6 protein-coding genes and 1 pseudogene are annotated in these 6,451 nt (G+C 40.2%); 1 reads left to right on the top strand and 6 read right to left on the bottom strand.

Annotated elements, in window-relative coordinates; genetic code table 11:
- From HT736_RS08905 to tgt, 3 genes are all read right to left on the bottom strand, one after another.
- Positions 1-397: helix-turn-helix domain-containing protein (locus HT736_RS08905; protein ID WP_172922748.1), on the bottom strand; the 397-nt coding region annotated here is incomplete at its 3' end.
- A gap of 256 nt (positions 398-653) precedes the next feature.
- Positions 654-2,471, bottom strand: a complete 1,818-nt coding sequence (locus HT736_RS08900) for an acyltransferase family protein (protein ID WP_001220862.1) — start codon at positions 2,469-2,471, stop codon at positions 654-656.
- A gap of 100 nt (positions 2,472-2,571) precedes the next feature.
- Positions 2,572-3,714, bottom strand: coding sequence for a tRNA guanosine(34) transglycosylase Tgt (gene tgt, locus HT736_RS08895; protein WP_001285257.1), 1,143 nt, complete (start codon positions 3,712-3,714; stop codon positions 2,572-2,574).
- A 116-nt stretch (positions 3,715-3,830) separates the two neighbouring features.
- Between tgt and HT736_RS08890 the strand changes: the two genes are divergently transcribed.
- Positions 3,831-4,709 carry a DUF975 family protein gene (locus HT736_RS08890; RefSeq protein WP_001108855.1) on the top strand — a complete coding sequence of 293 codons (879 nt, stop codon included), beginning with the start codon at positions 3,831-3,833 and terminating at the stop codon, positions 4,707-4,709.
- A 117-nt stretch (positions 4,710-4,826) separates the two neighbouring features.
- On the opposite strand, the pseudogene pcp reads toward HT736_RS08890, so the two are convergent.
- The 3 genes and pseudogenes from pcp to HT736_RS08875 all read right to left on the bottom strand — a co-directional run bounded on the left by pcp (position 4,827) and on the right by HT736_RS08875 (position 6,381).
- Positions 4,827-5,471, bottom strand: a pseudogene (gene pcp, locus HT736_RS08885) (pyroglutamyl-peptidase I).
- Between the two features lie 111 nt (positions 5,472-5,582).
- The gene (locus tag HT736_RS08880) at positions 5,583-5,945 is read right to left on the bottom strand and encodes a DUF1304 domain-containing protein (RefSeq protein WP_000022854.1); all 363 of its coding nucleotides are present in this window, start codon (positions 5,943-5,945) and stop codon (positions 5,583-5,585) included.
- A gap of 10 nt (positions 5,946-5,955) precedes the next feature.
- On the bottom strand, positions 5,956-6,381 hold the full coding sequence (locus HT736_RS08875) for a MarR family winged helix-turn-helix transcriptional regulator (protein ID WP_000570119.1): 426 nt from the start codon (positions 6,379-6,381) through the stop codon (positions 5,956-5,958).
- Positions 6,382-6,451: the final 70 nt, after the last annotated feature.

Raw genomic sequence — 6,451 nt, 5'->3', positions numbered from 1 at the left:
TCAGTTTAGCTTGTTTTCTTAGTCTCTTCTTTGTCTTTCTGTGAGACTTGGGAGAGAGGATGTTTTCCTTATAGAGTATTTTTCTAACAGTTGTATCAGAGAGCTGAATTCCCTCTTCTTCAGCTAGTAATTCACAGAAATGAAGGACATTTGGTTTATATGTTTCATAGGAGAGGTATTTCTTTAGGACACGTTCTTTGATTTCATCAGGGATTGCATGTTTTGGTTTTCGATTTCTGTTTCCGTGTCTGAAGGCTTCTTTTCCTTTCTGTTGATAGGCTAGTAGCAGACGATTGATTTGTCTTTCAGAAAGATTCAGTTCGACACAGGCTCGATTCTTTGTTTTCTTTCCTTGGTCTATAGCTTTTATCACAAGATATTTTTTCGTTTCATTCATATTCAGTTGGATCCTTTTCATACGACTATTTTATCAAATGGGACATTTTCACGTTCGATTTACTAAATGAAAGTTATATAATGAAGTTAGCCACCCAGCCCTCCTAAAAATTAGATGGTTCAACTAGCTGAAAGTGTAGACATAAGAAAACACCTCTGTGTTATACTTGTTGTTCAACCACAAACACAAGAAAGGCACAGAGATGCGATATTTTAAAAGAGTTGGATTTCTCCAACTCTTCTCTTTTTAATACACGTTATTTTGATTTGACTGGCTTGTCTTGAGCTGTCTTCAAGGCTGTGGCAATCGTATCTGCATACAATTTTGCTCCTGCTTCAATAGTGCTAGTGTCACTTCCGAAATGGACTTGGTCTGTTCCTGCCCAAATTTCTGGATGCTCTTTCGCAACTTGATTCCAATCTGCTATCGTGATGTAAGGTGTCTTCTCTGCCAATTCTCTCATGTAGGCAGCAGCCTTCTCAACGATGGCATAGGTCTCTTTTGTCTTATCTCCCTCATAAGGAGTCACCAAAACCATATGGTGGCCCTTAGGAAGATTTTTCACGATACTGTCCCAGTCTTCCTTGTAATTTTCAGGATTATTTACCCCAGTCGCAATGACCACCATCTTAGGTAAAAATTTATTTTGGCTATTGTTTATCATGATTTCATTGGCAGTCTTGGTTGTTCTGCTGACCTGCGCGTTAATTTGTGCTCCAGGAAGAGCTGTCTGCAGGGCTGTATTTGCCCTTAAAGCCACCGAGTCACCAATTAACATAGTGCCATCAGCAATTCCTAAACTATCAGCTTCTGCTCGTTCTGCTATCACTTTTGTTTGGGCAATAGTACTAGCAGCTTGCTTCAAGCCATTGACAGTTAAGTCTGTCTCAAACGCTCCCACTTGTGGTGCCAACAAAGTCACTAAGAAGACAATGAAGGCCAAGATTCCCGTACTTGTTGCAAGAATTGTGTGAATATAAGGCAGGGGACGAAGAGTTTGTAAAATAGGTGTGTTCTTGCCTGCAATCCAAGGTTCCAATACATAAAATGAAAGACTGGCAAATCCATAAGAAAAAATCAAAGTTAATAACACAGCAAGAAGATTTGAGGTCAACTGTGAGAAAATGATGTAGAAAGGCCAATGGAAGAGATAAACTGCATAGCTAGTATCCGCTAAAAAGCTAATCATCTTTGTCTCTTGTATATGATGTGTCTTTTCATGTAAGACACGCGCCGCCAGAATCATAGCAAGAGCTGCAAGGCTAGCAAGTAAGAAGCCCATAAGATAGGCAAAAAGATAGGTAAATTTGACAAAGAAGGTCAAAATGAGTAAGAAGCCAAAACCTCCTCCAAAAACCAAAAGGGTCTTGCGTAAATCCCAGATTTTATCCAACTGCTTGACGAGGGAAGTCGTCTGACGAACGCCTACAATCGTTGCTAGGATACTTCCCAAAAAGAATGGATAGACATGAGTTAAACTGGAGAAGTAAACAGAGGAATAAGAGGTCACTAGAAAACTACCAATAAACATGGAGAAGAAGCTGATCAAGAAGGCAGCAGCTGATAAGAGAAAGACCATTCCCCTCAACTGACCATTTGATTTGGACTGTTTGGATAAGAACCAAACTGCCAATCCCCAAAGAATATAGTAGTGAACCTCAACGGCCAAGCTCCAATTATGAACAAACAAATGAGGAATGAACTGAGATTCATAACTCCCACCTGTTAGCAGTTCATAGAAGTTAGTCATAAAGCCTAAAACACCCGCAATCTGACCCCCAATTCCAGCCACATAATCTTGGCGAACTAGAAAGGTAAAGGGCATGGTTACCAAGACCATCAAAATCACAGGTGGCACAATCCGATAAAAGCGTCTCCTAAAAAATCCAATCAAGTCAATCTCATGATTTTTAGAAAACTCTTCGATGAGTAGAGCCGTAATCAGGAAACCTGAAAATGTGAAAAAGACATCTACCCCGAAAAATCCTCCAGGAAAGATGGTCTGAAAGAAATGATACAAGAGTACCAGTAGTAAACCTGTAATCCTAATCAAGGAAAACCATTTAATGCGCATACGAGTTTATTCTCCCTTTCATTATACACTTTATTCTATCAAAAAAAGAAGAAAAATCCTAAGAGAAAACTTAGGATTTTTAGCTTATATCTATTCCGTTTTAGAAATTGCGTCCTGACTTATTATAGCCATATTTTTCCACAAAATACTCACGGAATTCCAAGAGATTGTCATCCATGATGGCTTGTCGCACTTGCTTCATCAGGTTAAGCAAGAAGTAAAGATTATGGTAGCTAGTTAAGCGGATACCGAAGGTTTCATCAGCTTTGAGTAGGTGACGAAGGTAGGCGCGTGTGTAGTTCTTACATGTGTAGCAATCACACTCAGGATCCAGTGGCGTAAAGTCCTCAGCAAACTGGGCATTTTTGACAACCAAACGTCCCTGACTGGTCATACAAGTCCCGTTACGAGCGATACGAGTCGGCAAGACACAGTCAAACATATCCACCCCACGAATGACCCCATCAATCAAGCTATCTGGCGCTCCGACACCCATCAAATAGCGAGGTTTATTTTCAGGAAGCAGTTGGGTTGTGAAGTCCAAAACCGCATTCATCTCTTCGTGGGTTTCTCCTACTGCCAAGCCACCGATAGAGTAGCCTGGGAAATCCATGCTGACAAGGTCATGAGCTGATTGGCGACGTAGGTCTTCAAATCCAGCCCCCTGCACAATCCCAAATAATCCTTGGTCATGCGGACGACGATGAGCTTTCAAACCACGCTCAGCCCAACGGCTGGTACGCTCGATTGATTTCTTAACGTAGTCGTATGGTTGATAAAACTGAGGACATTCGTCAAAGGACATCATGATGTCTGAACCCAAATTATTCTGAATAGAGATGGCTTTTTCTGGCGATAGGAACATCTTAGAACCATTGAGATGGTTTTTAAAGGTTACTCCTTCTTCTGTGATATTACGGCTATCTGCTAAGGAATAAACCTGAAAACCACCACTATCTGTCAAGATAGGCTGGTCCCAATTCATGAACTTGTGGAGACCACCTGCGCGAGCAATGAGTTCATCTCCAGGGCGAAGCCAGAGATGATAAGTGTTTGATAGGATAATTCCCGACCCCATCTCCTTCAATTCTTCAGGCGACTGAGTTTTGACAGTGGCTTGAGTCCCAACTGGCATAAACATAGGTGTTGGGAAGGTGCTGTGGGGAGTGATGATTTCTCCCAGACGAGCTCCTGTATGTTTTTCTTTCTTAATCAAACGGTATTTGATTGGTGAATCTGACATTTTTTACCTCCGAAGCTGGGAAAGACAGTCCCAGTTCATACTTTGTACCCAAGGGCATACTGTATGATTTTATCAAAAAAAGCTGGAACTGTCACGAACTATGGTATAATAAGAGAATGAACTATCCAAAAATTGATTTAAAAACAATTCGTCAGGAGTCAAAACATTTTCAGGCTGACACCCCCCGTCTCTTTCTCCTCTATATCCTTCCCAGTATGCTGGTCATCTTATCTGGTTTTCTTAATCCCTTATCTCGGATCCACGTGACTGTTTTAGAACAGCCATTTTTCAGCATACTTGGTCAAATACTTCAAGCCTACCTCTTTCCTCTACTAGTCTCCTTTATCGGGACTATTCTTTTGACCAGTTCCGTCTATGCAACCCTGACACTCATGAAAGATTCTAAAACGGAGCCATCTGTAAAAAACAGCCTAGCTCTCTTTGATGAGGAGCGCTTTTCTCAAACCTTTTTGACCCTACTTCTCAAACGTTTCTATCTCTTTTTATGGAGTATCCCTAATTTACTTGGGATTTACTTCCTCTTTTATAGTAGCTTTTTAGCCCAAAAATTCGTCACCCTACATCCTGAGTTTCCAAATCTAGATCTCTCATCAGTTGAAACCGAGCGTTTCCTCATGGTCTTTGGACTCTACTTTCTTGCAAGTCTCATCTTGATCATTGTAGGAAATATCCTCTATATTCCACAGTATTATGCCTATTCACAGGTGGAATTTCTTCTCTGTTATAGTCTAGACCTAGGACAGGCCTCACCAAGACGAATCCTAAAAACTAGCCGTTCCTTTATGAAGGGCTACAAGTTCCAGCACTTTGTCCTAGATTTACAGCTTCTTCCTTGGTACTTCCTCAATTGGATTACCTTTGGCATTGCTAGTTTTTTACTCCTACCTTATATCCAATGTACTAAAATCAGCTTTTATAGAGCAGTACTTAGAGCAGCACTTAGTAAAAAATACCAACTAAACTACCCCTGGTAGGGCTAGTTTTTCACTCCTACCCTACATTCAAATTAATTAATAAAATGATTTTTTACCGAGCAGTATTGGCTCGAAAACGTCCAAAAGCTTGAAGGTTTTCCCTCAAGCTTTTTTCTATCAATGAGTTTCTCCGCCTACCAACTTGAGATCCTGATCTCCATGTTCTATAATGGCTCCGATTGCCGCTTCTATCCCTCGCCTAATATCCACTAAACTCATAGCTGGAGTTGTAGGTCGATTCACCACCTATTCCATCATATAAGGAATATGCATAAAACCTGCCTTAACATGTGGAAATTTCTTTTCTACCAAATAGAGGGCCTGATACATCAAATGGTTGCAGACAAAAGTCCCTGCCGTATTGGAAACAGAGGCCGGCAAGCCCTCTTTTTTTATAGCTTGAACAATCGCTTTAATCGGTAAACTACTAAAGTAGGCCGAAGCACCGTCTTGGCGAATGGAAAGGTCAATCGGTTGATTACCATCATTATCAGGAATGCGTGCATCGTCTTGATTTATAGCCACTCGTTCAGGCGTCAAGCTAGATCTTCCACCTGCTTGGCCAATACAAAAGACAAAGTCAGGTTGATAGCGGTTCATCTCTTCTTCCAATACTTGAGCCGATTTGTGAAAGACTGTTGGCACTTCTAACCAACGGACCTCAGCACCATGGATTTCAGCTGGTAAACCTTTAATGGCCTCCAAAGCTGGATTAACCTTTTCCCCTCCAAAGGGCTCAAAACCTGTCACTAATACTTTCATTTCTAACTCCTCAAAACAAATTCAATGAGACTTTTTCTTAAAAACAAGTATAACATATTTCCCTTATTCCGGAGTGAAAAGGACTAGCGAGACTAAGATTGACCTTTGAACTTATTTAAAGAGAAAAATACTAATCAAGGCTAAAATAGCTGGCTCACCTTGCTTCAAAATAATTTTCTTATCTGCTGTGAGAGAGCCATAAGCCGCAGCACCAATCACAAATAAAACAAAAATAGTCACAATTTCTAAATTCTGTGAGAAATAAATCCCATACAGGAGAAAGACTCCTAGCAGAGCATTATAAATCCCTTGATTTTTAAACAGTGAACTTACCGACGGACGAGCTAGTTCTTCCCTGTCCATGTTAAAGACACGACTAGTCGCTTCTGATTGCGTTGCAATACTTTCCAAATAAAAAATGTAAAAATGCTCCAAAGCAACGATTGTTGCTAAAATAATTGTAATAATTGACATCTATTTCTCCTTAAATTTCTATATTTTCAATGCTCAAAACCAATTTGTTTAATAAACGGCTGAATTCTGTTCTCTCAGACTCTGTTAAGATACTTTCCATCTCTTTCTTAACCTTGATATGCTGCAGAGGTGGATTCATCACTAACTGCTCCTTGGCATACTTCGTAGCCTCTACCAAGACTTCTCGCTGATTTTCAGGATTACGATGACGCTCCACCAAACCTTCCTTTTCTAAAATCTTAAAATGCCGTGTCAAAGCAGCCTGATCAATCTTCAAACGCTCCTGAACCGCTATTTGATTACAAGGGGAATGCTTCAACAAAAATAATAAAATCTGATACCGTGTCAAACTAATCCCAAGCCTTTTTTCAAACAATTGCGTACTCGCTTGCTCAGACAAGCGGAGTTGATACAGTAAATCTTGAATCTCTATCATTTCTTCCTCCTTTCTATTGATTTATCAATAGTTGATTAATCAAGTTTAATATAATACTGGACTAAAATCA

The organism is Streptococcus sp. 339, from assembly GCF_013277285.1.
Classification (GTDB): Bacteria; Bacillota; Bacilli; order Lactobacillales; family Streptococcaceae; genus Streptococcus; species Streptococcus pseudopneumoniae.
This window is presented reverse-complemented; position numbering and strand designations above follow the sequence as displayed.